The 25,000-nt window shown below is 57.5% G+C and carries 21 protein-coding genes, 6 tRNA genes and 3 other RNA genes; 2 read left to right on the forward strand and 28 right to left on the reverse strand.

The window, feature by feature from the left end; translation table 11 throughout:
• Positions 1 to 152 precede the first annotated feature (152 nt).
• The 20 genes from ACJ8HB_RS16875 to cydA form a co-directional block, all read right to left on the reverse strand.
• Positions 153 to 277, reverse strand: a non-coding RNA gene (locus tag ACJ8HB_RS16875) — RtT sRNA.
• A gap of 75 nt (positions 278 to 352) precedes the next feature.
• Positions 353 to 428 (reverse strand) — tRNA-Lys (locus ACJ8HB_RS16880).
• Between the two features lie 6 nt (positions 429 to 434).
• A tRNA-Val gene (locus ACJ8HB_RS16885) sits at positions 435 to 510 on the reverse strand.
• Between the two features lie 36 nt (positions 511 to 546).
• Positions 547 to 682: non-coding RNA, RtT sRNA (locus tag ACJ8HB_RS16890), on the reverse strand.
• Between the two features lie 69 nt (positions 683 to 751).
• Positions 752 to 827, reverse strand: a tRNA-Lys gene (locus ACJ8HB_RS16895).
• A 156-nt stretch (positions 828 to 983) separates the two neighbouring features.
• Positions 984 to 1,108: non-coding RNA, RtT sRNA (locus ACJ8HB_RS16900), on the reverse strand.
• Positions 1,109 to 1,145: 37 nt separating this feature from the next.
• Positions 1,146 to 1,221 (reverse strand) — tRNA-Lys (locus ACJ8HB_RS16905).
• Between the two features lie 7 nt (positions 1,222 to 1,228).
• Positions 1,229 to 1,304 (reverse strand) — tRNA-Val (locus ACJ8HB_RS16910).
• A 131-nt stretch (positions 1,305 to 1,435) separates the two neighbouring features.
• Positions 1,436 to 1,511 (reverse strand) — tRNA-Lys (locus ACJ8HB_RS16915).
• 178 nt (positions 1,512 to 1,689) lie between these two features.
• Positions 1,690 to 2,484 (reverse strand): cell division protein CpoB, encoded by a 795-nt coding sequence (cpoB, locus tag ACJ8HB_RS16920; protein ID WP_033647153.1) that lies wholly within the window; start codon positions 2,482 to 2,484, stop codon positions 1,690 to 1,692.
• Between the two features lie 9 nt (positions 2,485 to 2,493).
• Positions 2,494 to 3,003, reverse strand: coding sequence for a peptidoglycan-associated lipoprotein Pal (gene pal / locus ACJ8HB_RS16925; protein WP_025160033.1), 510 nt, complete (start codon positions 3,001 to 3,003; stop codon positions 2,494 to 2,496).
• A gap of 44 nt (positions 3,004 to 3,047) precedes the next feature.
• Positions 3,048 to 4,340: a Tol-Pal system beta propeller repeat protein TolB gene (gene tolB, locus ACJ8HB_RS16930; protein WP_004939856.1), complete on the reverse strand. Its 1,293-nt coding sequence runs from the start codon at positions 4,338 to 4,340 to the stop codon at positions 3,048 to 3,050.
• Positions 4,341 to 4,472: 132 nt separating this feature from the next.
• On the reverse strand, positions 4,473 to 5,675 hold the full coding sequence (gene tolA / locus ACJ8HB_RS16935; RefSeq protein WP_033647156.1) for a cell envelope integrity protein TolA: 1,203 nt from the start codon (positions 5,673 to 5,675) through the stop codon (positions 4,473 to 4,475).
• 81 nt (positions 5,676 to 5,756) lie between these two features.
• Complete coding sequence (gene tolR / locus ACJ8HB_RS16940) at positions 5,757 to 6,185, reverse strand: colicin uptake protein TolR (protein ID WP_004939859.1); 429 nt, start codon at positions 6,183 to 6,185, stop codon at positions 5,757 to 5,759.
• Positions 6,186 to 6,197: 12 nt separating this feature from the next.
• Positions 6,198 to 6,881, reverse strand: a complete 684-nt coding sequence (tolQ, locus tag ACJ8HB_RS16945; protein ID WP_004939862.1) for a Tol-Pal system protein TolQ — start codon at positions 6,879 to 6,881, stop codon at positions 6,198 to 6,200.
• Entirely contained in the window at positions 6,878 to 7,282 is a 405-nt protein-coding gene (gene ybgC / locus ACJ8HB_RS16950) for a tol-pal system-associated acyl-CoA thioesterase (RefSeq protein ID WP_025160034.1), read from the reverse strand. Before ybgC ends, tolQ begins: the two co-directional genes overlap by 4 nt.
• A 130-nt stretch (positions 7,283 to 7,412) precedes the next feature.
• Complete coding sequence (ybgE, locus tag ACJ8HB_RS16955; protein WP_033647158.1) at positions 7,413 to 7,709, reverse strand: cyd operon protein YbgE; 297 nt, start codon at positions 7,707 to 7,709, stop codon at positions 7,413 to 7,415.
• The gene (gene cydX / locus ACJ8HB_RS16960; protein WP_004939868.1) at positions 7,709 to 7,822 is read right to left on the reverse strand and encodes a cytochrome bd-I oxidase subunit CydX; all 114 of its coding nucleotides are present in this window, start codon (positions 7,820 to 7,822) and stop codon (positions 7,709 to 7,711) included. The genes ybgE and cydX overlap by 1 nt, the downstream gene beginning before the upstream one ends.
• A 17-nt stretch (positions 7,823 to 7,839) precedes the next feature.
• On the reverse strand, positions 7,840 to 8,979 hold the full coding sequence (gene cydB / locus ACJ8HB_RS16965; protein WP_019454033.1) for a cytochrome d ubiquinol oxidase subunit II: 1,140 nt from the start codon (positions 8,977 to 8,979) through the stop codon (positions 7,840 to 7,842).
• A 14-nt stretch (positions 8,980 to 8,993) separates the two neighbouring features.
• Positions 8,994 to 10,562, reverse strand: a complete 1,569-nt coding sequence (gene cydA / locus ACJ8HB_RS16970) for a cytochrome ubiquinol oxidase subunit I (RefSeq protein ID WP_019454034.1) — start codon at positions 10,560 to 10,562, stop codon at positions 8,994 to 8,996.
• A 683-nt stretch (positions 10,563 to 11,245) separates the two neighbouring features.
• Here cydA and ACJ8HB_RS16975 point away from each other — a divergent pair.
• On the forward strand, positions 11,246 to 13,144 hold the full coding sequence (locus ACJ8HB_RS16975) for a bifunctional metallophosphatase/5'-nucleotidase (protein ID WP_047568869.1): 1,899 nt from the start codon (positions 11,246 to 11,248) through the stop codon (positions 13,142 to 13,144).
• Between the two features lie 72 nt (positions 13,145 to 13,216).
• Here ACJ8HB_RS16975 and sucD read toward each other — a convergent pair whose 3' ends face one another.
• From sucD to sdhC, 8 genes are all read right to left on the reverse strand, one after another.
• Positions 13,217 to 14,089 carry a succinate--CoA ligase subunit alpha gene (sucD, locus tag ACJ8HB_RS16980; RefSeq protein WP_004939878.1) on the reverse strand — a complete coding sequence of 291 codons (873 nt, stop codon included), beginning with the start codon at positions 14,087 to 14,089 and terminating at the stop codon, positions 13,217 to 13,219.
• Positions 14,089 to 15,255, reverse strand: coding sequence for an ADP-forming succinate--CoA ligase subunit beta (gene sucC, locus ACJ8HB_RS16985; protein WP_015376978.1), 1,167 nt, complete (start codon positions 15,253 to 15,255; stop codon positions 14,089 to 14,091). The genes sucD and sucC overlap by 1 nt, the downstream gene beginning before the upstream one ends.
• Before the next feature lie 122 nt (positions 15,256 to 15,377).
• Positions 15,378 to 16,595, reverse strand: coding sequence for a 2-oxoglutarate dehydrogenase complex dihydrolipoyllysine-residue succinyltransferase (gene odhB / locus ACJ8HB_RS16990; RefSeq protein ID WP_033637469.1), 1,218 nt, complete (start codon positions 16,593 to 16,595; stop codon positions 15,378 to 15,380).
• Positions 16,596 to 16,659: 64 nt separating this feature from the next.
• Positions 16,660 to 19,467, reverse strand: a complete 2,808-nt coding sequence (gene sucA / locus ACJ8HB_RS16995) for a 2-oxoglutarate dehydrogenase E1 component (protein WP_047571677.1) — start codon at positions 19,465 to 19,467, stop codon at positions 16,660 to 16,662.
• A 275-nt stretch (positions 19,468 to 19,742) separates the two neighbouring features.
• Positions 19,743 to 20,459, reverse strand: coding sequence for a succinate dehydrogenase iron-sulfur subunit (locus ACJ8HB_RS17000; protein ID WP_004939885.1), 717 nt, complete (start codon positions 20,457 to 20,459; stop codon positions 19,743 to 19,745).
• 16 nt (positions 20,460 to 20,475) lie between these two features.
• A complete protein-coding gene (gene sdhA / locus ACJ8HB_RS17005; RefSeq protein WP_015376974.1) occupies positions 20,476 to 22,242 on the reverse strand; it encodes a succinate dehydrogenase flavoprotein subunit in 1,767 nt (588 codons plus the stop codon).
• Positions 22,243 to 22,590 (reverse strand): succinate dehydrogenase membrane anchor subunit, encoded by a 348-nt coding sequence (gene sdhD, locus ACJ8HB_RS17010; protein WP_004939891.1) that lies wholly within the window; start codon positions 22,588 to 22,590, stop codon positions 22,243 to 22,245.
• Positions 22,584 to 22,973: a succinate dehydrogenase cytochrome b556 subunit gene (gene sdhC, locus ACJ8HB_RS17015; protein ID WP_004939893.1), complete on the reverse strand. Its 390-nt coding sequence runs from the start codon at positions 22,971 to 22,973 to the stop codon at positions 22,584 to 22,586. Before sdhC ends, sdhD begins: the two co-directional genes overlap by 7 nt.
• A gap of 730 nt (positions 22,974 to 23,703) precedes the next feature.
• On the opposite strand from sdhC, the gene ACJ8HB_RS17020 reads away from it, so the two are divergent.
• Positions 23,704 to 24,996 carry a citrate synthase gene (locus ACJ8HB_RS17020; RefSeq protein ID WP_016928730.1) on the forward strand — a complete coding sequence of 431 codons (1,293 nt, stop codon included), beginning with the start codon at positions 23,704 to 23,706 and terminating at the stop codon, positions 24,994 to 24,996.
• Positions 24,997 to 25,000: the final 4 nt, after the last annotated feature.

The following is a 25,000-nucleotide window of genomic DNA, read 5'->3' on the forward strand; positions in this document are numbered from 1 at the left end:
TGGTGATTTCCTTCTTACTTGTGGTGAGTAAGCTGGAATATTCCGGCATGGGTTTCCTTCAGGCTAGAGCCTCACAGGTTCAATCACCACCTCCTTAGGAGGTGGTTTAAGGCTTACAACGAAAAAAGCGCCAAAAGGCGCTTTTTCTGAATTGGTGGGTCGTGCAGGATTGATTCGGCCTTTGGCCTCACCCTGCGGGCAACGCTGCGCGTTGTCGTATCGCTGCGCGATGCTCGAACCTGAGCGCAGGCTCTCACCCGCACGACTCGGTGAACTCTGTTGGCAAGAGGATAAAGTCAGGTTTGGGTGTTACAGAAACGAAAAAAGCGCCAAAAGGCGCTTTTTCCTGAATTGGTGGGTCGTGCAGGATTCGAACCTGCGACCAATTGATTAAAAGTCAACTGCTCTACCAACTGAGCTAACGACCCGCAGTGTGGTGGGTGATGACGGGCTCGAACCGCCGACCCCCTCCGTGTAAAGGAGATGCTCTACCAACTGAGCTAATCACCCACTGCTGTGGTACTGCTATTTTTCACTCTCAAAGAGTGGTGGGTCGTGCAGGATAACTCGGCCTTTGGCCTCGCCCTTCGGGCCATCACCGGAGTGATGTTGTCTCGCTTTGCGAGACTCGAACCTTTACGGCTATCCGTCTATTTCATAGACGGCCCCTTCGGGCCAGCGCAAGCGCTGTTCAAAAGCGTAAACGCTTTTGTCTCATCCTGACGATTTAACACCTTGCTCTATTAAAGAGTGGTGGGTCGTGCAGGATTCGAACCTGCGACCAATTGATTAAAAGTCAACTGCTCTACCAACTGAGCTAACGACCCACTGATGTGGTTTACTGCTGATGGCGAATGGGTTACTGAAACCAACTCGCGGAAAACAAGGATGGGGATGTTCAGGACAACTCGACGGGTACTCGACTCGGACCTTTACTTTGCCACATCAAACCGATTCTGAAGCTGTCATTCTTTCTTAAAGAATGGTGGGTCGTGCAGGATAACTCGGCCTTTGGCCTCGCCCTTGCGGGCCATCACCGGAGTGATGTTGTCTCGCTACGCGAGACTCGAACCTTTACGGTTCTCATCCTTTACGATTCTCTATCGCAGCCATTCTTAAAGTCTATCGCAGCCATTCTTAAAGAATGGTGGGTCGTGCAGGATTCGAACCTGCGACCAATTGATTAAAAGTCAACTGCTCTACCAACTGAGCTAACGACCCATAACAGTGGTGGGTGATGACGGGCTCGAACCGCCGACCCCCTCCGTGTAAAGGAGATGCTCTACCAACTGAGCTAATCACCCACTGTTGTGGTTACTGCTACTTCAGAAATTGGTGGGTCGTGCAGGATGACTCGGCCTTTGGCCTCGCCCTGACGGGCCATCACTTCGTGATGTTATCCTTCCCGATTCCACTTCATTTCTTGCTTCAAAATTGGTGGGTCGTGCAGGATTCGAACCTGCGACCAATTGATTAAAAGTCAACTGCTCTACCAACTGAGCTAACGACCCAATTTCCCTGCCGCTTTAACATCTTGCAAGATGTCTTGGCAACGGCGGCATATATTACTAATTTATCTTGGCAGCGCAACCTAAATTTTTTACCGATGCGTTCAACTGCTTGTTCTTCACGCGAATGAGCCCAGAAATCGGTCAAATCGACTAACTTCTGGGCTCATTTTTCTGACTGTTAACCGCCTACGCGACTTTTCGCCTGTTTGGCCGCCGCACTGGTTGGGTACTGTTTAATCACCTGCTGGAACACGGCTTTGGCTTTATCGGCCTGCCCTTTCTCCTGCATGATGATACCCACCTTGTACATGGCGTCCGGCGCCTTCGGTGATTTAGCGTAATTCTTCACCACCACCGCAAAATAGTAGGCCGCGTCGTCTTTTTTACCCTTGTTGTAGAACAACTGGCCCAGCCAATAGTTGGCGTTGGGCTGGTAAGTAGACTTCGGGTACTGTTTTACGAAGGACTGAAAGGCGGAAATCGCCTGGTCATACTGTTTTTTTTCCAGCGCCAGAGAAACAGCGGCGTTGTAGTCGCTGTTCTCATCACCGCCGCTCGGCGTTGCAGAAGCGGCTGCAGGCGCGCTGCCGCCCGCATCGGAAGATGCGCCTGCGGCTGCTCCGCCGGCAGCGCCTGCGGCCGCAGAGGCACTCTGAGCGCCGCCCTGGCTGAGGCTATCCATCTGCTGATAGATTTGCTTCTGGCGTTCAACCACCTGATTCAACTGATACTGGCTTTCCTGGATTTGCCCACGGAGAGAATCAATGTCGCGTTGGTTATCAGAGAGTTGTTGCTGGAGTTGATTTAAAAGCTGGCCTTGAGCATTGCTGATGCGCTCAAGCGAGGTGACACGGTCTTCGACCGAGCCGGAGCCGACATTACTGATTGGCGCTTGGGCAGTAGCGGCCCAGGGGGCCGCTACGCCAACCAGTAACGACAGACTCAACAGGTGACGTCTGAAGTTACTGTTCATGCGATTCTCTTAGTAAACCAGAACGGCACGACGGTTTTTAGCATAAGCCGCTTCGTCGTGGCCCAGTACTGCTGGTTTTTCTTTACCGTAAGAAACGATAGAGATCTGGTCAGCGGAAACGCCTTTACCCTGCAGGTACATTTTAACGGCGTTAGCACGGCGCTCACCCAGAGCGATGTTGTATTCCGGCGTGCCGCGTTCGTCGGCGTGGCCTTCAACGGTCACTTTGTAAGACGGGTTGTTACGCAGGAATGCAGCGTGCGCGTCCAGCATCTGAGCGAATTCGGAGCTTACGTCATACTTGTCCAGGCCGAAGTAAACGATGTTGTTCTTCTGCAGTTCTTGCATCTGCAGACGAGCTTGTTCTTCGGAAGACAGGTTGCTGCTGCCGTTTTCCATACCAGTGCCAGCGCCCATACCAGATTGGTCGTTGTTTGCGCTTTTGTTAGAACTACAAGCTGCTACAGCCAGAACTGGCAGTGCCAGCAGAAGCCCTTTCAGCACTTTGTTCAGTTGCATTTCTTTGATCCTTTTATAGTTTGCCATACATATTTACACATGCATCACAGATACGGCGACCAGGCAGGGAATTTGACCTGTCCATCAGTTGCCGGAAGACGCGCTTTGAAACGCCCATCAGTTGACACCAACTGCAGCACGGAGCCCATACCTTGCGTGGAGCTATAGATCACCATGGTGCCGTTTGGCGCAATACTAGGCGTTTCATCCAGGAAGGTACCGGTCAAAACCTGAACGGCGCCCGATCCAAGATCTTGTTTGGCGATGTGTTGCGCACCACTGTTGGTGCTGACCATCACCAGGAATTTACCGTCGGAGCTGACTTCAGAATCCTGGTTCTGAGAGCCTTCCCACGTCAGGCGCTGTGCGGCACCGCCGCTGGCGCTGATTTTATAAATCTGCGGACGCCCGCCCTGGTCGGAGGTAAACGCCAGAGACTGGCCATCCGGGAACCAGGTCGGTTCGGTGTTGTTGTTGCGGCCATCGGTCAGCTGCGTGATCTGGCCGGAACCGAGGTTCATCACGTACAGGTTCAGGCTGCCGCTCTTGGACAGCGCGAAGGCCAGTTTGCTGCCGTCCGGCGAGAACGCCGGCGCACCATTGTGGCGCGGGAACGAGGCGATCTGGCGGATGGCGCCGTTAGCCAGGGTCTGCACCACCAGCGCGGAACGGCCGCTCTCGAAGGTCACGTAAGCCAGTTTGCTGCCGTCCGGCGACCAGGCCGGGGACATCAGCGGCTCAGGCGAACGGTGCACCGTAAACTGGTTGTAACCGTCGTAATCCGCTACGCGCAGCTCATACGGGAATTTCCCGCCGTTGGTCTGCACGACGTAGGCGATACGGGTACGGAACGCGCCCTTGATGCCGGTCAGCTTCTCGAACACTTCGTCGCTGGCGGTATGGGCAGAATAACGCAACCACTGTTTGGTCACTTTATACTGGTTCTGCGCCAATACGGTGCCCGGCGAACCCGAGGTGTCCACCAGCTGGTAGGAGATCAGGTAGCTACCGTCGGCGCCAGGTTGAACCTGGCCGACAACCACGGCGTCGATGCCCAGCGCAGTCCAGGCCGCCGGAGTCACTTCAGACGCGGAGGTCGGTTGCTGCGGCATGCGCGCCACGTCGATCGGGTTGAATTTGCCGCTGTTACGCAGATCCGCGCCGACAATCTTGCCGATATCTTCCGGCGGCGTGCCTGGGCCCGCCCATTTAAACGGCACCACGCCAATCGGACGAGCGGAGTCGACCCCTTGGGTGATTTCAATGCGAACTTCCGCGTGCAGCACGGACGCCCACAGAATTAAAAAACCTAGCGCTACTCGAAATGCCTGCTTCATCTCATCTCCCTTATCCAGGCGGGATGCCTGCGATAAATTAGCAGAATTTTAACAAACCAACTTACGTAAAACTACATAATCCCTGTTGGTTACCTTAGTACATCCCTGTGATATCACTCAGTCAATCAACCGTTATTTCGGTTTGAATTCAAGGATAGAATTCTTAAAGTGCTGATAAACGGCATCGCTCGGCGGCTTCGGTATATGCGCCAACTTGGCGGCAGACACCGCGGCCTGACACAGCGCCGGATCGCCGCCCGCCGCTTGTACGCTTATCAGCAGGCCGTCCGGCGCCAGCTTGATACGCAGATCGCAGGTTTTGCCGGCGAACGAGCTGGCGTCATAGAACTTGCTCTGAATCGCCCCCTGAATTTGCCCCATATAACCGCTGATATCCGCCCCGCTGGCCCCAGCCGTTTTGGCATTGCCCTGCCCGGCCGGTTTACCGTCGCCCTTCGATTTGGCACCGCCGCCTTTCGGCGCGTTCTTGCCGTCCGCCAGGCCACCAAACAGATCGTTGACCTCCTCCGATTGCTTCGCAGCCTCAGCGGCGGCCTTCTTCTTGGCGTCCGCGGCGGCTTTCTTGGCGGCAGCGGCTTTCTCGGCTGCAGCTTTCTTCTCGGCTTCCGCTGCGGCTTTTTTCTCGGCTTCAGCGGCCGCTTTCTTCTCCGCAGCTTCTGCGGCTTTTTGCTCTGCGGCGGCGGCCGCGGCTTTCTTCGCTTCTTCCGCCTGTTTCTTGGCGGCGGCAGCGGCGGCCGCTTCTTTCTTGGCTTCCGCTTCGGCTTTCTTCTGCGCGTCCGCCTGCGCTTTGGCTATCTTGTCCGCTTCAGCCTTCGCCTTCGCGGCGGCGGCCTCGGCGACCTTCTGTTGCTCTTTGGCCTTGGCTGCGGCGGCTTCCGCCGCTTTTTGCTGCTCGGCGGCCTGTTTCTGCTGCTCCGCCGCCTTCTGCTGTTGCTCAGCCTGCGCTTTGGCGTCCTGCGCGGCTTTCTCCTGCGCCGCCAAACGCTCTTTCTCCAGCTCTTTCAGGCGCTGCTGTTGCTCCGCCTGCTTCTGCTGAAGCTCTTCGGCCTGTTGCTCCGCCTTTTTCTGGCGCTGCTTTTCGGCACGCTGCGCATCGTTGCTCTGCTGCTGCTGGCGATTGTACTGCTCCACCACCGCGCCGGGATCGACCATCACTGCGCCCACCACGGTGCCATCACCGCCACCGCCGGCGCCCATGTCGACATTTTCCTGCAGCGATCCCCAAATCAGCAGGGCAATCAGTATGAAGTGCAGAACGACCGAAACAATAACGGCGCGGTTCAGCTTATCGTTTTGCTCAGTTGCCTTTACCAAAATAGATTCCCAAAAACTGGTGTTGCTTATACGGGGTTCCTGGGCCGCAGCGCAGGAACCGGGTTGCCGTTCGCCTTACGGTCAGATTGGCTGGGTCATCAGCCCCACGGAAGCCACGCCCGCCTGATGGAGAATATTCAATGCCTTGATAATCTCATCGTAAGGGACTTCCTTCGCACCGCCGATCAAAAAGACCGTTTTCGGGTTAGCCGCCAAACGCGACTTGGCTTCGGCCGCGACTTGCTCAGGCGGCAACAGCTCCATACGGTTGTGATCCACCACCAGGGTGTATTGACCTACGCCGGAAACCTCGAGGATCACCGGCGGATTGTCATCGCTGGACACCGTTTTGGAATCGGTGGCGTCCGGCAGGTCAACCTCCACGCTCTGCGTGATGATTGGCGCGGTTGCCATAAAGATCAGCAGCAGCACCAGCAACACGTCGAGCAGCGGAACGATGTTAATTTCGGACTTCAGCTCGCGCCGACTACGTCCACGTACTCTCGCCATGCTACCTCCTACTTATTTGCTGTCGCTGGAGAAGGCCTGACGATGCAGAATAGCGGTGAACTCTTCCATAAAGTTGTCGTAATTCTGCTCAAGCTTGTTGACGCGCTGGTTGAGACGGTTGTAGGCCATGACCGCCGGGATGGCGGCGAACAGACCGATCGCGGTGGCGATCAGCGCTTCGGCGATACCCGGCGCCACCATCTGCAGCGTGGCTTGCTTCACCGCCCCCAGCGCGATAAAGGCGTGCATGATCCCCCACACGGTGCCGAACAGGCCGATGTACGGGCTGATCGAACCGACGGTGCCGAGGAACGGAATATGGGTTTCCAGCGTTTCCAGCTCGCGGTTCATCGAAATGCGCATCGCGCGCGACGCCCCTTCGATCACCGACTCCGGCGCATGGTTGTTGGCGCGGTGCAGGCGGGCGAACTCTTTGAAGCCGGAATGGAAGATCTGCTCGGAGCCGGTCAGGCTATCGCGACGCGCCTGACTTTCCTGGTACAGACGGGAAAGCTCGATACCGGACCAGAATTTGTCTTCAAAGGCTTCGGCGTCACGCGTCGCCGCATTGAGGATGCGGGTGCGCTGAATGATGATCGCCCAGGAGGCTACCGAGAAGCATATCAAAATCAACATGATAAGCTTAACCAGCAGGCTCGCCTTCAAGAATAAATCTAGGATGTTCATGTCAGTCACTGCTTAAACTCCGCGACAATAGACTTAGGAAGCGCTCTCGGCTTCATTTGGTGTGGATCAATACAGGCAATCAGGACATCTGCCTGGCTCAGTAGGGCCCCGTCAGAATTGACAATGCGTTGAGCAAACGTGAGAGAAGCCCCGCGCAGACAGGTGATTTCGCTCTGTACCTCCAGTTGCTCGTCGAGACGAGCCGGAGCCAGATAATCCACCGTCATGCGCCGGACGACAAAAGCGACTTGTTCACTGAGCAGCTGCTGTTGATGAAAGTTGTGCTGACGCAGCATCTCTGTGCGCGCTCTTTCAAAAAAGGCGACGTAGCGGGCGTGATAGACCACACCACTGGCATCGGTATCCTCGTAGTAAACGCGAACCGGCCATCGAAACAACGTATTACTCACTCTACTTCCCAGCAATGCAATTTAACGCTGCTACTATACGCAAGACGGATCGGGTTGGGAATGGGTTACAAGATGGGAATGAAAATAATTATGGGCCGTGAGAGCCCATAACATGGGGACATCGGGGAGATTATAAAGAAACGTAAAGTAATCCTGCGCACAAGATCACAATTGCGGGAAGCGGCGCGAAAAAAGCGCGCCAAATGCTGCGCTGCGGGCGGAATCCGAAACCGTGGATCACCCCAGCGCACACCGCCCAAATCAGCAACAGCCCTTCCCAAATCTCCAGCGAGCTGGTTTTGGCGGCGAAACGCGTCGGATCCCAGAACACGCACCCCGCCAAAACCAACGCCAGCACCAGGGAAAGGGCCCGGATCGGGCCCTTGTCGGTGACAGCGTACAGCTTGTCAATCACGGACGAGCTCATCACTTACCGTCTTGCTGAGCTTTGGTCGCTTCGCTCTGCTCAAGCGCCAGCGCCGTGATGATGCCGAAGGCGCAGGCAAGAAGCGTTCCGAGAATCCAGGCAAAATACCACATGGTTTAGCTCCTTATCCTTAGTACAGCGAATGCTTGTTGTTTTCGATGTAGTTCTTGTCGAGGCGACCGAACATTTTGTAGTACGACCAGCTGGTGTACGCCAAAACGATAGGCACAAAGATCGCCGCCACGACGGTCATCACTTTCAGCGTCAACAGGCTCGACGTCGCGTCCCACATGGTCAGGCTGACGTTAGGCACGGTGCTGGACGGCATCACGAACGGGAACATGGTGACCCCGGCGGTGAGGATGACGCAGGCGATGGTCAGCGACGAGGTGACGAACGCCAGCGCGCCTTTCTCCAGACGCGAGAACAGGATGGTGAACAACGGCAGCACCACGCCCAGCGCAGGCAACGCCCACAGCAGCGGATACTTGTTGAAGTTGATCAGCCAGGCGCCGGCCTGATGCGCCACTTCTTTACGCATCGGGTTGGATTCCGCCAGGGTGTCCAGCGCCGACGTCACGACGAAGCCGTCGATGCCTTTCACCAGCCATACGCCCGCCAGCAGGAAGCACACCGCCATGATCAGCGTCGCGATCTGCGCCGCAGCGCGTGAACGCAGGTGGATCTCGCCGGTGGTGCGCATTTGCAGGTAGGTCGCCCCCTGGGTGACCAGCATGGTCAGGCTGACCACGCCCGCCAACAGACCGAACGGATTCAGCAGTTGGAAGAAGTTGCCGGTGTAGAACAGGCGCATGTACTCGTCCATGTGGAACGGCACGCCCTGCAGCAGGTTGCCGAACGCCACGCCGAAGACCACGGCAGGCACAAAGGAGCCGATGAAGATGCCCCAGTCCCACATGTTGCGCCAGCGGCTGCTCTCCAGCTTGGAACGGTAGTCGAAACCGACCGGGCGGAAGAACAAGGCGGCCAGCACCAGGATCATGGCGACGTAGAAGCCGGAGAAGGCCGCTGCGTAGACCATCGGCCAGGCTGCGAACAGCGCGCCGCCTGCGGTGATCAGCCACACCTGGTTACCGTCCCAGTGCGGGGCGATGGAGTTGATCATCACCCGGCGCTCGGTATCGGTTTTCCCGATGATGCGCACCAGAATGCCGACGCCCATGTCGAAACCGTCGGTGACGGCGAAGCCGATCAGCAGTACGCCAACCAGGACCCACCAAATAAATCGCAGTACTTCATAGTCAAACATACGTGGACTCCTGTTTAGCGCGCTTCCTGCACGGCGGCAGTCGGTTGTTCAAAGTGATAGCGGCCGGTTTTCAGGCTGCTTGGACCCAGACGCGCAAACTTGAACATCAGGTACAATTCAGCCACCAGGAACAGGGTGTACAAGCCGCAGATCAGCCCCATCGAGAACAGAATGTCGCCCGCGGTCAGCGAAGAGTTGGCGACCGCCGTCGGCAGCACCTCACCAATCGCCCACGGTTGACGGCCGTATTCCGCCACGAACCAGCCGGACTCGATCGCGATCCAAGGCAGCGGCAAACCGTACAGCGCCGCGCGGTGCAGCCATTTTTTCTGGCCGATGCGGCCGCGGATCACGTTCCAGAACGACAGGCCGATGATCAACAGCATGATCACGCCACAGGCCACCATGATGCGGAAGGCGAAGTACAGCGGCGCCACGCGCGGAATGGAGTCCTTGGTCGCCAGCTGGATCTGCGCTTCCGTCGCGTCGGTGACGTTCGGGGTATAGCGCTTCAGCAGCATGCCGTAGCCCAGGTCTTGCTTGGTTTTGTTGAATTCGGCACGCACCGCAGGATCGGTGTTGCCGCCGCGCAGCTCTTCCAGCAGCTGGTAGGCTTTCATCCCGTTGCGGATGCGCACTTCATGCTGCGCCATCAGATCTTTCAGGCCGGTGACCTGAGTGTCCGTGGAGCGGGTGGCGATCAGGCCAAGCGCATACGGGATCTGAATAGAGAAGGAGTTTTCCATCTTGTCCTGATCGGGAATGCCGAACAGGGTGAAGGACGCCGGCGCCGGCTGGGTGTCCCATTCCGCTTCGATAGCGGCCAGTTTGGTTTTCTGCACGTCGCCCATTTCGTAGCCGGATTCATCACCCAGAACGATAACGGACAGAATGGCAGCCATACCGAAGCTGGCAGCGATGGCGAAGGAGCGCTTGGCGAAGGCGATGTCGCGGCCTTTCAGCAGGTAGTAGGAGCTGATGCCCAGAACGAACATCGCGCCACAGGTGTAGCCGGAAGCCACGGTGTGAACGAATTTCACCTGCGCAACCGGGTTAAGCACCAGTTCGGAGAAGCTGACCATCTCCATGCGCATCGTTTCGAAGTTGAAATCCGACGCGATCGGGTTCTGCATCCAGCCGTTGGCGACCAGGATCCACAGCGCGGACAGGTTGGAGCCGAGGGCCACGAACCAGGTTACCGCCATGTGCTGCACCTTGCTCAGACGATCCCAGCCGAAGAAGAACAGGCCGACCAGCGTCGATTCAAGGAAGAACGCCATCAGACCTTCGATAGCCAGTGGGGCCCCGAAGATATCGCCGACGTAGTGAGAGAAATACGACCAGTTAGTCCCGAACTGGAACTCCATGGTCAAACCGGTGGCCACACCCAGAGCAAAGTTAATCGCAAATAACTTTCCCCAGAATTTGGTCATGTCTTTATAGATTTGTTTGCCAGACAGGACATATACCGTTTCCATAATTGCCAGCAAGAACGCCATACCGAGCGTTAATGGGACAAATAAGAAATGGTACATCGCCGTTAAAGCAAACTGTAAGCGCGACAGTTCGACAATATCAAACATCTTGACTCCTTGCTCCTCGCAGGAAGACTCCGACACGCGGTTATCGGCACGCCTCTTTCAAAGCCGCCAGTAACGCCCCGCAGTGAATGCCCTTAAACACAACAAATTTGATCCAGCTTCTCCGCTTTCAACCGCACACTCGGCCAATAGCCCCTCGGGCCCTCGACAAGCACGCCACTGAAAACCGACAACGGGTAACAAATGCAACAAGATCAACCATCCATAATCACAACATGGATGATACTCGCCCAATCCCACACAATAAATAGGTTTTTACGTGACGTGGGTTAGACTTTTGGTTACAGGTCAAATCTTAGCCGAAAGAGGTACTTCGGGCTAATTTGATCTGAGACAATTTAAGCCTATCCGCATCTTATTTCCATATTCATCAGCACATTTCGCATAATTTTCTTAGGGTCATGTTGCGCAATGGTTTAATTGTTTTTTAATGATATTTTTGTGTTAAATAAATGTAATTTAAAAGGGCCGCCATTGTATTATTACGCGCTTATTATGCGACATAATTAACCTTTTATTTCCAATAAGCCGTGACAGTGATAGCAGTCACAAAACAACAAATCTCTCTCCAATATTAGTCTATTTCTCGCGATGGGATCGTAAAGGTTGCGATTTTGTAGCAAAATGACCACTTATGTTAAAATTGCATTGAGTGACAATAACTTATGAAAAAAATCATCTTTGCCTCTCTCTTGGGACTCTCGGGAAACGCCATGGCCGCCGAAACGGTAAATATCACCCTGCTGGGCACCTCCGATCTGCACGGCACCTTCGTGCCCTGGGACTACGCCAGCGACACGGAAAATCTGGCGGGCAGCCTGAGCCAGATAGCCACCCAGGTCAAAAAAGTGCGGGCCGAGCAGCCCAACCTGATCCTGGTGGACGCCGGCGACACCATTCAGGGCAACTTCGTCGAAACCTTCAAGCATGAGGCCGTCAGCCCGATGATGCTGGGCCTCAACGCGCTCAATTACGATGTCTGGGTGATGGGCAACCACGAGTTCGACTTCGGCCTGCCGGTGCTGGCCACCCCGCTCAAGCAGTTCAAGGGCGCGGCGCTGGCGGGCAATATCGTCTGGGACAACGGCAAGCCCTATCTGCCCGCCTACACCATCGTCGAACGCCAGGGCGTGAAGATCGGCATTATCGGCATGGACACGCCGATGACCGCGGAATTCGCCAAGGGCACCGATCGCATCAAAGGGCTGAACTTCACCGATCCGGTGCAGGCGGTGAAACAGGTCATCAGGCAAATCGACGGCCAGGTCGACGCCATCGTGCTGGTGGCGCATATGGGCATCGACAACGAAAATCAGCGTCCCGGCACCGGCGTAGCCGACATCGCCAACGCCAATCCGGAGCTCGCGGCGATCGTCGCCGGCCATATGCATGTGAAGATCGACAAAGCGGTGGTTAACGGCGTCATCATCACCGAGCCGGATAAATACGGCCGCGCGCTGTCGCGCATCGATCTGCAGTTTGAACGCCGCGACGGCAAGTTCACGCTGATCGACAAAAACAGCTACACCTACTCCATCAAGGGGATGACGCCGGACAGCGCCATGCAAGCGCTCTACCAGCCGTACCATGACATTCTGCGCGCCAACGCCAACCGGGTCGTGGCGAAACTGAGCGGCAGCGATCTGGTGCCCACCGACGAATTCCGCGGCATTCCCCAGGTGCACGTGCAGGATACCGGCATCAGCGCGCTGTTCCAGCAGGCCGCCCGCCACTATGCGCCGCTGGCGCAGGTGATCGCCCTACAGATCGACAACGATCGCGCCAAGCTGGACGTCGGCGACATCAAGGCCAAGGACATCGCCTTTAACTACCAATACGCCGGCGGCGAGATCACCGTGTATCAGCTCAACGGCAAAGCGCTTAAACGCTACATGGAGTGGTCCGCCGGCTACTTCAATCAGCTGCAGCCGGGCGATGTCACCTACAGCTTTAACCCGGCGCGGCGATCGTCCAAATATTCCACCAATGATTTCTTCGACGGCGTCACTTACACCATCGACCTGCGCCAACCTGCCGGCTCGCGCATCGTCGACCTGCGCCTGGCGGACGGCACGCCGGTCACCGACGATATGCCGATCCGCCTGGGCATGAACAGTTACCGTATGGGCCACCTGACGCAAAAGGGTGGTGCGCTGGAGGGGCAATCCTTCCCGGTGCTGTTCGACAGCAAAGCGCAATACGGTGAAGAAGAAGGCACTATTCGCCACCTGACTCTGCGCTACCTGACGGAGGTGAAACACGGCCACTATCAGGGCGTGCCGCCGCAGCGCTGGAAGCTGATCGGCATGGAGGGGTACGAACCGCAGCGGGCGATCGTCAAACAGCTGCTCAATGAAGGCGTTATCCAGGTACCGACCACCGACGACGGCCGCTACACCAACGTCGCGTCGATCAACGTCAAAGACGCGCTGTTCAGCAACGCCGATGATTACCGCGCCACCCTCACCTCGCTGGAGCAACAGCGCCAAGCCGCTACGGATCCGGTGCAACAGCGCCGCCTGCAGGATCGGATCGCGCTGATCAAGGCACTCAACGATTTCTGATCTTCACCCATAAAAAAGGCCACCCAATGGGTGGCCAAACATGTCGAGATAGTGTTATTTCGTACTAAATTCTTAGCGCTTCAGCACCGCTTTTACCGCGTCGCCGATGTCTGCCAGGCTGCGAACGGTTTTCACGCCCGCCGCTTCCAGCGCAGCAAACTTCTCGTCCGCCGTGCCTTTGCCGCCTGCGATGATGGCGCCCGCGTGGCCCATACGCTTGCCTTTCGGCGCGGTTACGCCGGCGATGTAGCCGACAACCGGTTTGGTGACGTGTTCTTTGATGTAAGCTGCCGCTTCTTCTTCAGCGCTGCCGCCGATCTCACCGATCATCACGATCGCTTCGGTCTGCGGATCCTGCTGGAACATCTTCAGGATATCGATGAAGTTGGAGCCCGGGATCGGGTCGCCGCCGATGCCCACGCAGGTGGACTGGCCCAGACCGGCATCGGTGGTTTGTTTCACCGCTTCATACGTCAGGGTACCGGAGCGGGAAACGATGCCCACTTTGCCCGGCAGGTGGATGTGGCCAGGCATGATGCCGATTTTGCACTCGCCAGGGGTGATCACGCCAGGGCAGTTCGGCCCGATCATGCGCACGCCGGCTTCGTCCAGCTTCACTTTCACGGTCAGCATGTCCAGGGTCGGGATGCCTTCGGTGATGGTGATGATCAGTTTGATGCCGGCATCGATCGCTTCCAGGATGGAGTCTTTGCAGAACGGCGCTGGAACGTAGATGACCGAGGCCGTCGCACCGGTCGCTTCAACCGCTTCGCGCACGGTGTTGAACACCGGCAGGCCCAGGTGCTGAGTGCCGCCTTTGCCCGGGGTTACGCCGCCAACCATTTTGGTGCCGTAAGCGATAGCTTGTTCGGAGTGGAAAGTCCCCTGGCTACCGGTGAAGCCCTGGCAAATTACTTTGGTGTTCTTATCGATTAAAATGGACATTATTTACCCTCCACTGCTGCAACAACTTGCTGAGCCGCATCAGTCAGGCTGGTCGCAGCAATGATATTCAGGCCGCTGTCCGCCAGTTTCTTGGCGCCCAGTTCGGCGTTGTTCCCTTCCAAGCGCACTACGACCGGGACGTTAACGCCCACTTCGGCCACTGCGCCGATGATGCCGTCGGCGATCAGATCGCAACGTACGATACCACCGAAGATGTTAACCAGAACCGCTTTCACCTTGTCGTCGGACAGGATGATTTTGAACGCTTCGGTCACGCGCTCTTTGGTCGCGCCGCCGCCAACGTCCAGGAAGTTGGCCGGTTCGCCGCCGTGCAGTTTAACGATGTCCATGGTGCCCATCGCCAGACCGGCGCCGTTAACCATGCAGCCGATGTTGCCGTCGAGGGCAACGTAGTTCAGTTCCCACTGAGCCGCACGGGATTCACGCTCGTCTTCCTGGGAAGGGTCACGCATTTCACGCAGTTCCGGCTGGCGGAACAGGGCGTTGCCGTCGGCGCCCAGTTTGCCGTCCAGGCACACCAGATCGCCCTGCTTGGTGATCACCAGCGGGTTGATCTCAACCATCGCCAGGTCGCGCTCCAGGAACAGCGTCGCCAGGCCCATGAAGATCTTGGCGAACTGGCTGACTTGCTTACCGGTCAGGCCCAGTTTGAAGGCCAGCTCACGGCCCTGATAAGGCTGTGGACCCGCCAGCGGATCGATGGTCATTTTGTGGATCAGTTCTGGGGTTTCTTCCGCCACCTTCTCGATTTCCACGCCGCCTTCGGTAGACGCCATGAACACGATGCGACGGGTCGCACGGTCTACGACGGCGCCCAGGTACAGTTCTTTATCGATGTCGGTCGCCGCTTCAACCAGGATCTGGTTAACCGGCTGGCCCAGCGCGTCAGTCTGGTAAGTCACCAGACGCTTGCCCAACCAGGCTTCCGCGAAAGCACGGATATCTTCTTTGCTGTTGACGACTTTTACGCCGCCCGCTTTACCGCGGCCGCCAGCATGAACCTGACATTTCACCACCCACGGGCCGGAGCCGATTTTGGATGCGGCTTCTTCTGCTTCACGCGGAGTGGTACAGGCGTAACCGGTTGGTGCCGGCATGCCATACCGAGCAAACAGCTGTTTTGCCTGATATTCGTGTAAATTCATGATGTTCTATCCATTCAGTTCTGAAGGTTTTTAGCCGGACCATTATTACGCGGTAAACCGCATGGTTTTCCGGCCACATAGCACAGAGTGCGGGCGCGGCATGCCGCGCCCGGCAAGGGTTACTAGACGTCCAGCAGCAGACGAGCCGGATCTTCCAGCATCTCTTTGACCGTCACCAGATAACCGACGGATTCTTTACCGTCGATCAGGCGGTGGTCATAAGACAGCGCCAGATACATCATCGGCTGGATCACCACCTGACCATTGACCGCCATTGGGCGATCTTTGATGGCGTGCATGCCCAGGATGGCGCTCTGCGGCGGGTTGATGATCGGGGTGGACATCAGGGAGCCGAATACGCCGCCGTTGGTAATGGTGAAGTTACCGCCGGTCAGCTCTTCCACGGTCAGTTTGCCGTCGCGGCCCTTAACGGCCAACTCTTTGATTTTCTTCTCGATGTCAGCCATGCTCATGGCGTCTACATCGCGCAATACCGGCGTCACCAGGCCGCGCGGAGTAGAAACCGCGATGCTGATGTCGAAGTAGTTGTGGTAAACCACGTCGGAACCGTCGATCGACGCGTTCACTTCCGGGAAGCGCTTCAGCGCTTCAACCACCGCCTTGATATAGAAGGACATGAAGCCCAGACGCACGCCGTGACGCTTCTCGAAGGCTTCGCCGTACTGCTTGCGCAGATCCATGATCGGCTGCATGTTGATTTCGTTGAAGGTGGTCAGCATCGCGGTGCTGTTTTTCGCTTCCAGCAGACGCTCGGCGACGCGTTTGCGCAGGCGAGTCATCGGCACGCGTTTTTCGCTGCGGCCGGCCAGAGCAGGCTGCGGTGCGGCTTCAGCGGCGGCGGCCGGTTTGGCAGCGGCGCCGCCTTTGGCCAGGTGCGCTTCCACGTCTTCACGCGTGATACGGCCACCCACGCCGGTGCCTTTGATGGCGCCGGCATCGAGATCGTGTTCGGCGATCAGGCGGCGAATCGCCGGGCTGAGCGCGTCATTGCTTTCTTCTTCCAGGCTCGCGGTAGCGCGCTGGGCAGGCGTGGCTTCTTTCTCCTGGCTCTTTTCAGCGGTCGGCTTGCCGGAGCTGTCGCCCGGACGGATGCGGCCGAGCAGCTGGCGAGACAGTACGGTCGCGCCCTCTTCTTCCACGATAGCATCGAGAATGCCCGCTTCACTGGCCGGCACTTCCAACACCACTTTGTCGGTTTCGATTTCAACCAGGACTTCATCACGCTGCACGCTGTCGCCCGGTTTTTTGTGCCAGGTGGCTACGGTCGCATCGGCAACCGATTCAGGAAGGTCAGGAACCAGAATATCTACGCTACTCATTTAGCTTTCCCTTAAGTTTTTTATCATCTGCTTGCCGGCCCCTCGGCCGGCAAGCGAGCGAACATTAGTCAATATTCAGCGCGTCGTTCACCAGAGCCTGCTGCTGCTTCTGGTGCACGGACATATAGCCCACCGCCGGAGAAGCGGAGGCCGGACGTCCTGCGTAACGTAAAGAAGCCCCGAACGGCACCACTTCACGGAAGTTGTGTTGGCTGCAGTACCAGGCGCCCTGGTTCAGCGGCTCTTCCTGACACCAGACGAAATCATGCACGTGCGAGTATTGCTCCAGCACGGCCTGCACGGCCTGATGCGGGAACGGATACAGCTGCTCGATACGCACGATAGCCACGTCTTTCTGCTCGTTCTTGCGACGCTGTTCCAGCAGGTCGTAGTAGACCTTGCCGGAGCACAGCACGACGCGCTTGACCGCTTTCGGATCCAAGTCGTCGATCTCGCCGATCGCCGGCAGGAAGGTGCCGTTGGCCAATTCGTCCAGCGAAGAAATCGCCAGCGGGTGACGCAGCAGCGACTTCGGCGACATCACCACCAGCGGACGGCGCATACCGCGCAGCGCCTGACGACGCAGCATATGGTAAACCTGCGCCGGCGTGGACGGGACGCACACCTGCATGTTCTGCTCTGCGCACAGCTGCAGATAGCGTTCCAGACGTGCGGAAGAGTGCTCTGGGCCCTGGCCTTCATAGCCGTGCGGCAGCAGCATCACCAGGCCGCACATACGGCCCCATTTTTGCTCGCCGGAGCTGATGAACTGGTCGATAACGACCTGCGCGCCGTTGGCGAAGTCACCGAACTGCGCTTCCCAGATGGTCAGCGTGCGCGGTTCCGCCGTGGCGTAGCCGTATTCGAACGCCAGCACCGCTTCTTCAGACAGCACGGAATCCCAGACCTTGAATTCGCCCTGGCCGCTGTGGATGTTCGCCAGCGGAACGTAGACGGAACCGTTTTTCTGGTTGTGCACCACCGCGTGACGGTGGAAGAAGGTGCCGCGGCCGGCGTCTTCGCCGGAGATGCGGATTGGAATGCCTTCATCCGCCATGGTGGCGTAGGCCAGCGTTTCGGCGGCGCCCCAGTCGAACGGCTTGTTGCCCGCCGCCATCTCGGCGCGGTCAGCGTAGATTTTCGCCACGCGCGACTGCATTTCGATCGCTTCCGGCACCGTGCTGATGCGGCGTGCCAGCTCCTGCAGGCGCTTCATCTCAACCTTGCTCGGGTACTCTTCGTCCCACTCGTGGTTCAGATACGGTGACCAGGTGAAGGAGTGCAGGTTCATCGGACGCCATTCTTCAACCACGCAATCGCCGCGGTCGAGCGCGTCGCGGTACAGGTTGACCATTTCCGTGGCATCTTCCAGGCTGGCCACGTTCTGCTCGGTCAGAACGTCAGCATAGATTTTGCGCGGCGTAGGGTGTTTCTTGATCTTCTGATACATCACCGGCTGGGTAGCGCTCGGCTCGTCGGCCTCGTTGTGCCCATGGCGACGGTAGCAGACCAGATCGATCATCACGTCACGCTTAAAGGTGTTACGGAAATCCAACGCCAGGCGGGTGACGAAGGCCACGGCCTCCGGATCGTCCGCGTTGACGTGGAAGATCGGTGCCTGAACCATTTTGGCGATGTCGGTGCAGTATTCGGTAGAGCGCGCATCCAGCGGGTTGGAGGTGGTGAAACCAACCTGGTTGTTGATGACGATACGCACGGTTCCGCCCACTTCGTAGCCGCGAGCCTGAGACATGTTCAGGGTTTCCTGAACCACGCCCTGGCCGGTGATGGCGGCGTCGCCGTGAATGGTGATCGGCAGCACCATGTTGCTGCGCGCTTCGTCCAAGCGATCGCGACGGGCGCGAACCGAGCCCATGACCACCGGGCTGACGATCTCCAGGTGCGACGGGTTGAACGCCAGCGCCAGGTGAACCATGCCGCCTTCGGTTTCCACGTCGGAAGAGAAGCCCTGGTGATATTTCACGTCACCGGTGCCGAGGTGTTCTTTATGCTTGCCGGCGAATTCGTCGAACAGATCGGCCGGCTTTTTGCCCAGCACGTTGATCAGCACGTTCAGACGGCCGCGGTGGGCCATGCCCAACACCACTTCGCGCGTGCCGTTCTTACCGGCGTGGCGCACCATCTCTTTCAGCATCGGCACCAGCGCGTCGCCGCCTTCCAGCGAGAAGCGTTTGGCGCCCGGGAATTTGGCGCCCAGGTAACGTTCCAGGCCTTCCGCCGCGGTCAGCTCGTTCAGGAAACGGCGTTTTTCGTCGGCGGTAAAGCTGGCGCGCCCCACCACCGACTCGATGCGCTGTTGGATCCAGCGTTTCTCTTCGGTGTTGGTGATGTGCATGTACTCAGCGCCGATCGACCCGCAATAGGTCTGCTTCAGCGCGGCGTACAGATCGCCCAGCTTCATGGTTTCTTTGCCGATGGCGAAAGAGCCCACGTTGAAGGTTTCCTGGAAATCGGCTTCGGTCAGGTTGTGGTAAGCGGGATCAAGGTCAGGAACTTGCTCGCGCTGCCACAGGCCGAGCGGATCGAGGTTGGCATGCTGATGCCCGCGGAAGCGGAAGGCGTTGATCAGCTGCAGTACCTTGACCTGTTTGGCGTCGGTTTCCGGATCGGTGATGGTGGTATTGTAGCGCGCGGAGTCTTTCGCCAGGCGGCGGAAGTAATCGCGCGTTTGAGAGTGAAGCTGATCGGGTTTGACACCCGCGGTTGGTAGCTGTTGAAAAATGGAACGCCAGCTATCTTCAACGGAACCCGGATCGGTTAAGAAGTCTTCATAGAGCTGCTCTATGTAAGACTGGTTCGCGCCCGCCAGATAGGAGGAATCCAGCCAGGCCTTCATTGCGCCGTTCTGCATCATGATCCCTTAAGCTTTGAAGCTTTAGTTTTCGCCGTGGTTAACATAATTACCGTGATGAATACGGTTTGCCGTAAAACGGTTCACTCGACGTACTTGCGGCCATGACGGCCCGATACGTTCTGTTATGGACCTTGCGGTCCCTTACAAGGAACCTCTAAAAACCGGCGGAAGAACCAGGCTGCATAGCGCCGCAGCCGCGGGTCAGTTTTTAGAGGTTCCCTCCCCTATGGGATGTGCGCCGGAAAAGAGCCCGGCGCAGCATCTCATTCCGTTTATGCGCCGCGTTGCAGCAGCATGGACTTGATATGCCCGATCGCACGCGTCGGGTTCAAGCCTTTAGGACATACACTGACACAATTCATAATGCTATGGCAGCGGAAAACACTAAAAGCGTCGTCCAGATCATCTAAACGTTCTTGCGTTTCCGTGTCACGGCTGTCGATCAGGAAGCGATACGCCGCCAGCAGACCGGCAGGCCCGATGAACTTGTCCGGGTTCCACCAGAACGATGGGCAAGAGGTCGAGCAGCAGGCGCACAGAATGCACTCGTACAGACCGTCCAGCTTGGCGCGCTGCTCCGGCGACTGCAGGTGCTCGCGCGCCGGCGGGTTCTTGCCGTCGTTCAGCAGGTATGGCTTGATCTTTTCATACTGGGTATAGAACTGGCCCATATCCACCACCAGATCGCGCACCACCGGCAGGCCCGGCAGCGGACGGATCACGATCTTGCCGTTGCCTTTGCGCAGCGACGAAATCGGGGTGATGCACGCCAGGCCGTTTTTACCGTTCATGTTCAGGCCGTCGGAACCGCACACGCCTTCGCGGCATGAGCGACGGAACGACAGGGTCGGGTCTTTTTCTTTCAGCTGGATCAACGCATCCAGCAGCATCATGTCGCGACCTTCTTCCGCTTCCAGGGTGTAATCCTGCATGTGCGGCGCGTCATCGACATCCGGGTTGTAGCGATAAATGGAAAATTCGAGTTTCATCTGTCGATCTCCGCAATTAGTAAGAACGCACTTTCGGCGGGAATGCCGGGCGCAGCTTCGGTTGCATGTTCACTTCACGACGCGTCATGCTTTCCGATTGCGGCAGATACAGCGAATGGCACAGCCAGTTGGCGTCATCGCGTTCCGGGTAGTCGAAGCGGCTGTGTGCGCCACGGCTCTCGGTACGGAAGTTGGCCGACACGGCGGTGGAATACGCGGTCTCCATCAGGTTATCCAACTCCAGGCACTCGATGCGCTGGGTGTTGAACTCGCTGGAGGTATCGTCCAGGCGTGCGTTCTTCAGACGTTCACGGATCACTTTCAGTTCTTCCAGGCCCTTGGCCATCGCATCGCCTTCGCGGAATACCGAGAAGTTGTGCTGCATGCAAGACTGCAGCGCTTTGCGAATTTCGACCGGGTCTTCGCCGGAACGGGTGTTGTTCCAACGGTTCAGACGATCCAGCGAGGCTTCCACGTCGGAGTCGCTGGCGTCACGGCTCACGCCCTGCTCTTCCAGCGATTCCTGCAGGTGCATGCCGGCGGAACGGCCGAACACCACCAGGTCGAGCAGCGAGTTGCCGCCCAAGCGGTTGGCGCCGTGCACCGATACGCAGGCGATTTCGCCCACCGCGAACAGCCCCGGGATCACCACGTCTTCGCCTTTCTCGTTCACGGTCAGCGCCTGGCCGGTCACCTTGGTCGGAATGCCGCCCATCATATAGTGACAGGTCGGGATAACCGGGATCGGCTCTTTCACCGGATCGACGTGCGCGAAGGTGCGGGACAGTTCCAGAATGCCCGGCAGACGGGATTCCAGCACCTCTTTGCCCAGGTGATCCAGCTTCAGCTTGGCGTGCGGGCCCCAAGGACCGTCGCAGCCGCGGCCTTCGCGGATTTCGATCATGATCGAACGGGCAACCACGTCGCGGCCCGCCAGATCTTTGGCGTTCGGCGCATAACGCTCCATGAAGCGCTCGCCGTGTTTGTTCAGCAGGTAACCGCCTTCGCCGCGGCAGCCTTCGGTCACCAGCACGCCCGCGCCGGCGATGCCGGTCGGGTGGAACTGCCACATTTCCATGTCCTGCACCGGCACGCCGGCGCGCAGCGCCATGCCGACACCGTCGCCGGTGTTGATGTGGGCGTTGGTGGTGGACTGGTAAATACGGCCTGCGCCGCCGGTCGCCAGCACGGTGGCCTTGGCTTTGAAGTAAACCACTTCACCGGTTTCGATGCAGATAGCCGTGGTGCCGACCACCGCGCCGTCCTGGTTTTTCACCAGATCGAGCGCATACCACTCGGAGAAGATGGTGGTGTGGTTTTTCAGGTTCTGTTGGTACAGGGTGTGCAGCAGCGCGTGGCCGGTACGGTCGGCTGCGGCTGCGGTACGCGCCGCCTGCTCGCCGCCGAAGTTCAGCGACTGGCCGCCGAACGGGCGCTGATAGATGCGGCCGTCGTCCAGACGAGAGAACGGCAGGCCCATGTGTTCCAGTTCCAGAATCGCTTCCGGGCCGGTTTTACACATATATTCGATGGCGTCCTGGTCACCGATATAGTCGGAACCTTTCACCGTGTCGTACATATGCCATTCCCAGTTGTCCTCGTGGCTGTTGCCGAGCGCGACGGTGATGCCGCCCTGTGCGGACACGGTATGGGAACGGGTCGGGAAAACTTTGGACAGCAGGGCACAGGTCGAGCCCGCTTGGGAAATTTGCAGCGCGGCACGCATGCCCGCACCGCCGGCGCCGATTACGACGGCATCAAACTCTCTGACTGGCAGTTTCATTTAAGCACCCCACACTACGATTGTTCCGTACAGTAAATAGACCAGCAACGCGACCACGACAGCCAGCTGCAACACCAGGCGAACCGCCAGCGGCTTGACGTAGTCCGTCAGCACCTGCCACAGCCCGATCCAGGCGTGCACCAGAATCGACAGCAAGGTCAGCAGAGTGAACACTTTCGTAATGGAAGTGGCGAAGAAACCGCGCCAGATGTCATAAGTGAGTTCCGGGGCCGTGACGAAGAAGCCCAGGATATACAGGACGTACAGGGTGATGATGATAGCGGAAGCGCGCAGCAGCAGCCAATCGTGCACGCCGTTGCGCCCTAATGCAGAAACGTTGTTTACCATACGAGGACTCCAGCCAGAACTGACAGCACGACGGTCAGACCGATCGCCACCTGGGCGGAACGGGTACCGGCGGCCAAACTCTCTTCGATGTAGCCAAAATCCATTAACAAGTGACGGATGCCACCGCAAATGTGATAGGCCAGCGCCGTGAGGATGCCCCAGAATATGAATTTGACGATGAAGCTATTCATGATGGCGGCCGCCTGCAGGAACCCCTCTTGGGAAGAGAGTGACAGGCCCAGCAGCCAGAGGAGGATACCCACGGCAACGAAGGTAATTACGCCAGAGACTCGGTGTAAGATAGACGCTATCGCAGTTACGGGGAACCGGATCGTTTGCAGATCCAAGTTGACAGGTCGTTGTTTTTTCACGTATTTGCCCACACAGCTCTTATTATTTTCCTTCCTCCGGGCCTGGGCGGGGATCAGACAGCGTTAAGAGCCTAAAACCCTTACACGTCACGCGCTCAAACATCAACATCCTCTGTGCTCAAACGGCGCGCATTTATAACGCTGGGTGCTCCTACTTCAGGGTAATCCGGAGACCTGGCGGCAGTATAGGAGGATCACATTCTGATTACAATTCTCATACAACCGCTTTGATAACATTTCCCCCGAACAGTGATTCAGATCACGGATTTCACAATTAGTGCAAAATTAATTATCTGATTTGACAAGAGATCAACATTTCCATTACATATAGGGGCACAAACGGTCCTATGATGCGCTATGGGTCAGCAGATACACTTCCCCCCGGGTTCGAGTTGTGCAACAGTGTATTTGACGAACCTATCCCAATAGCCGTTGTTTCCCGCTCGATTTTGCCGGCGTCAAAAAGCAAATAAAGCAAATAAAAACAGATTATTGGGATAGGTTCACATCTCTTCGAACAGCTCATAGGTAAGATTAACAGACTATAACGAATTACTATGAATCGTTAACAACTGGTCACCCGTCTCGTTCGCCTGGTCAGCACTCTGTACCCTACCCGCGCACAGTTGCGCAGTCGCTCACAGAGTTAGCGTCCGCACCATTTTTTTGCGGGCAACCTGCAGAGATTTAAGGTATTTCAGTTGTTAGTGGTTTTTAAAATAAGGCGCTAAGGAGACAGTAAATGACTGATAAGAAAGCGACGCTAACCATTAACGACAGCGAAGCTCCGATCGAACTGGGCGTATTGACACCGACACTGGGCCCCGATGTCCTCGATGTCCGCGCTCTGGGTTCCAAAGGTTATTTCACATTTGATCCCGGCTTTACCTCCACCGCTTCTTGCGAATCCAAGATTACCTTCATCGACGGCGACAAAGGCGTGCTGCTGCACCGCGGCTTCCCTATCGAGCAACTGGCGAAAGAATCTTCCTACCTGGAAGTGTGCTACATCCTGCTGTACGGCGAGACCCCAACGCCGGAAGAGTTCGAGACCTTCAAAACCACCGTCACCCGCCACACCATGATCCACGACCAGATCACCCATCTGTTCCGTGGCTTCCGTCGTGACTCGCACCCGATGGCGGTGCTGTGCGGCGTGACCGGCGCGCTGGCGGCGTTCTACCACGATGCGCTGGACGTCAACAACGAGCGTCACCGTGAAATCACCGCGTTCCGCCTGCTGTCCAAAATGCCGACCGTGGCGGCGATGTGCTACAAATACTCCCTGGGCCAGCCGTTCGTTTACCCGCGCAACGATCTGTCCTATGCCGGCAACTTCCTGCACATGATGTTCGCCACCCCGTGCGAAGAGTACGTGGTGAACCCGGTGTTGGAACGCGCCATGGATCGCATCCTGATCCTGCACGCCGACCATGAGCAGAACGCCTCTACCTCTACCGTGCGCACCGCCGGCTCTTCCGGCGCCAACCCGTTCGCCTGCATCGCGGCTGGCATCGCCTCCCTGTGGGGGCCGGCACACGGCGGCGCCAACGAAGCGGCGCTGAAAATGCTGGAAGAGATCAAGACCGTCGAGCACATTCCGGAATTCATCAAGCGCGCCAAGGACAAGAACGACTCCTTCCGCCTGATGGGCTTCGGCCACCGCGTGTACAAGAACTACGATCCGCGCGCCACCGTGATGCGCGAGACCTGTCACGAAGTGCTGAAAGAGCTGAACAAGAAAGACGACAACCTGCTGCAGGTCGCGATGGAGCTGGAACACATCGCGCTGAACGACCCGTACTTCATCGAGAAGAAACTGTACCCGAACGTCGACTTCTACTCCGGCATCATCCTGAAGGCGATGGGCATTCCTTCTTCCATGTTCACCGTAATCTTCGCCATTGCGCGCACCATCGGCTGGATCGCCCACTGGAACGAAATGCACGACGAAGGCATCAAAATTGCCCGTCCGCGTCAGCTGTACACCGGCTATGCCGAACGCGATTTCAAATCCCAGCTGAAAAACAAGTAAGCCG

Origin of the sequence: Serratia sp. CY27727 (genome assembly GCF_052169275.1) — a bacterium.
Lineage (GTDB): Bacteria > Pseudomonadota > Gammaproteobacteria > Enterobacterales > Enterobacteriaceae > Serratia > Serratia sarumanii.